The 3,137-nt window shown below is 72.1% G+C and carries 3 protein-coding genes and 1 pseudogene; all 4 read right to left on the reverse strand.

Annotated elements, in window-relative coordinates:
* Positions 1-1,152 precede the first annotated feature (1,152 nt).
* A pseudogene (locus tag ABW137_RS30860) lies at positions 1,153-1,609 on the reverse strand (DUF6779 domain-containing protein); the annotation flags it as partial.
* Between the two features lie 68 nt (positions 1,610-1,677).
* Positions 1,678-2,163 (reverse strand): DUF3180 family protein, encoded by a 486-nt coding sequence (locus ABW137_RS30865; RefSeq protein ID WP_526405882.1) that lies wholly within the window; start codon positions 2,161-2,163, stop codon positions 1,678-1,680.
* A complete protein-coding gene (gene folK / locus ABW137_RS30870; protein WP_526405884.1) occupies positions 2,163-2,678 on the reverse strand; it encodes a 2-amino-4-hydroxy-6-hydroxymethyldihydropteridine diphosphokinase in 516 nt (171 codons plus the stop codon). The genes ABW137_RS30865 and folK overlap by 1 nt, the downstream gene beginning before the upstream one ends.
* Positions 2,675-3,058: a dihydroneopterin aldolase gene (gene folB, locus ABW137_RS30875; RefSeq protein WP_526405886.1), complete on the reverse strand. Its 384-nt coding sequence runs from the start codon at positions 3,056-3,058 to the stop codon at positions 2,675-2,677. Before folB ends, folK begins: the two co-directional genes overlap by 4 nt.
* Positions 3,059-3,137: the final 79 nt, after the last annotated feature.

Genomic DNA, 3,137 nt, shown 5'->3' on the forward strand with positions numbered 1-3,137 from the left:
GGCGGCGACGGCCGCCGCCGGTCGCCGACACCTGAAGTCTCGCCATGAGTTCGGAGACGGGCTGCCCACCGATGTGTTGTCCCTCCGAGTCCTCGGGCTCGTCCGGTCCGCGGTGACGTGCAGGTGGCGGCTCGGGCCCGTCGGGATCCGCAGCAGGCTGAGCGACGGGCGAGGTCGGTGGCTGCGGTGGCGCCGCGAGCGTGGGCGGCGACGAGCGGCGGCCCGGATCACCGGAGTCCGCGGGGGCCGAATGACGGGCGCGTCGCGCAGCGTCGTCGGCCGATGGTGGGGTGTTGGCGTGGCGACCAGGTCGCGGCGCCTCGACGGGCGGCTGCGACATGGTCGGCGTCGCGGGAACCGACGTCGGGGGCACCGACGGTGGTGGTTGGGGAGCCGGCTCGGGGGCTGCCTCGGGTTCCGCCGGTGCGGCGGGAACCGTGCTGCCCGGCTCGGGGGCGGGCTCCGACTCCTCGCGGCTCTCCGGCGTGGGCACCGGTGGCGGGGTGGCCGATGCCCAGTTGCTACCGGGTGCTCCCGCCGGGATGAACTGGCCCTCGGCAGGTGCCGGCTGCCAGTCCGATTCGGGGGGTGCGGGCGTGGCCACGGGGTCCTGCCGTTGCCGACGGGGTGGCGCCGGGGGCGGCGGGGGCGGCGGCTGTGGCGGGGTCCACTGCGCCTGCGGCGGTTGCGGAGCGGCGGCTTGCGGCGGCTGAGGCTGAGGCGGAGCGGCGGCTTGCTGCGGCTGAGGCGCCGGCTCGGGCGGCAGCCACGGAAAGCGGACCTCGGACGGCGGGGCGGGCTCCGGCCGGGACTCCGGCGCCCGGCGCCTTCCGCCGCCCGACGGTGCCTCCTCCGGCGGTGGCGCAGGTTCCTGCCGGGTGGGTCGCCACCCGCCGTTGGTCGGCTCGGGCTCGGACGGTCTGCGGTGAGCGCCGCCGAACACCTGGGGAGCGAACTCGTCCTCGGGTGGATTGTCCTCGGCTGGCACGTCGATGATCGGGCTCTCCTCGGTGTTGGGATCGCTCTCGTCGTCGTGCTCGGTGTCGATGCGGCTGCTGATCACCCTGCCGGGGCCACGCTCGGCGCGCTCCTGGGCCGCGGGGACCGGGGCGACTCCGCTCCAGTCGGGGAAGGTGTGCACGGAGGTGCGCTCGGTCTCGATGGCGGGTCTGCTCTGCAGATCGGTGTCGAAGATGATCTCCAGGTTGGCCCGCAACGCTGCCAGCTCGGCGCGCAGACTGGCCACCTCGTCGGAGGCCTGGGCACGCAGCTCCGATGCGAGCTCCCGCCGCAACTGCGACTCGACGGACAGTTCGTACTCGCGGCGCGCCGAGATCTCCCGGTCGAGTTGAAGGTCGTACACCAATTTCAGATCGCGCGCCTTGGCCGAATCGAGGTCCGCCTGCCGCCGATAGATGAACGACACGAACGCAGCCACGACCGCCGCCCACAGCGCGATGATGACGGCAAGCTTGAGAAGTTCGACCTTGTTGGTGAATACCAGCGCCGAACTTGCCACGATGGCGAGCACCAGCAACACCGTCAGTAGCAACGAGCCCGGCCTGCGGTTTCCGCGCCGAGCGCGGGCACCACGGGTCGGTTCGGTCATGGGCCGACTGTACCTGTCACCGGTCGCATCGCGGGTCGACCGCATCGGCGATTCGGCTGGTCAGCTGCTCAGGCGGACTGTCCCGGCGCACCGTCTGGATCCTCCGGCGGCTCGTCGGGCGACTTGCAGCAATGCTGCAACCACAGGGCGGCGACGACGAGTGCCAGCGCACTGACCGCTGCGACGACGGCCCCCGCGGTGTCGTCACCGGCGACCCTCAACACCGTCCGCTTGGGGAGCAGGTATGCCAGCACGCCGACCCACCAGCCCGACGCCAGCGCACCCACCCACGCCGATGCCTTCGCGACCATGACCGAACGCGCAACGGCAAGCGGATGCAGCCGATCCGATCCGTCACCGATCGCGCCGTCGGCGATCTTGGACCTGACGAAGAACCCCCACCCCGCCTCGGCGCCCGCCACCAGCAGCAGGGACAGTCCCGTCCAGACCGTGATGGGTGGGAACCAGCGGTACGCCACGCTGACGACCACGTAGCCCGCCACCGCGACGGTGAGCGCCGCCAGCCCCAGATCGCGCTTGCGCGTCGGTCCCATCAGCTCACCAGGACGTGGTCGACGAGCCGAACACCGTCGCGCTCCGCGGCGCTCAGGCCGGCGAGCAGTTCCGCGACGGGTTGCGATGCACCGCCCACCGGGAGCGTCGCCCCGGGATCGAGCGCCAACCAGGGGATCAGGACGAAGGCCCGTTGGTGCGCGTATGGGTGGGGCAGGGTCAACACCTCGTCCTCGCACCACACCTCATCGGCACCGTCCTGGCAGGTGATCAGGTCGACGTCGAGAGTCCTTGGCCCCCAGTGCCGTTCACGCTTCCGGTCGGCGGCTTGCTCGAGCTCGTGACCGCGACGGAGCCAGCCGTGACAGTTCAACGACGGGTCGTCGGCGATCAGCACCGCATTGAGGAAGGGGCCCTGCTCGACGCCACCCCACGCGTCGGTCTCGTACACCGGGGACACCCCCCGCACCGCGGGGCCCAGGCCGTCGAGCACCGACTGCAGATACGCCAGCCGGTCACCGACGTTGGAGCCGATCGACAGCACGACCGCGGTCATTCCGCGGCGCCCCTGACGGCCCGTCGCGAGCGGCGCGCCACCACGGCGACGTCGGAGAACGTCAACGGGATGGGCGCATCGGGCTTGTGGACGGCGACCTCGACGCCGTGGACTCGCTCGTCGGTCATCACGCCGTCGGCGATCTCGGCGGCCACGGTTTCGATGAGGTTGCGCGGCGGGCCGCCGATCACGTCCGCGGCGCGCTTGGCGAGCAGGCCGTAGTCCAGGGTGTCGGCCAGGTCGTCGCTGGCGGCCGCCGCGGCGAGATCGATCCACACCGTGATGTCGACGACGAAGTCCTGGCCGTCGCGCCGCTCGTGCTCGAAGACCCCGTGACGGCCGCGAACGGTCAAGCCGCGCAACTCGATTCGGTCAGCCACCCTGGTGTCCACCCGCCCACGCCGCCACGACCTTGAGCGCGTCGACGGACGCAGCGGCGTCGTGCACGCGAACCCCCCA

It is taken from the genome of Mycobacterium sp., assembly GCF_040509115.1.
GTDB lineage: Bacteria > Actinomycetota > Actinomycetes > Mycobacteriales > Mycobacteriaceae > Mycobacterium.

Excerpts from the sequence above, each read along its gene's own strand:
- ABW137_RS30865 (WP_526405882.1), bottom strand. The coding sequence starts at position 2,163 with ATGGGACCGACGCGCAAGCGCGATCTGGGGCTGGCGGCGCTCACCGTC.
- folK (WP_526405884.1), bottom strand. The coding sequence starts at position 2,678 with ATGACCGCGGTCGTGCTGTCGATCGGCTCCAACGTCGGTGACCGGCTG.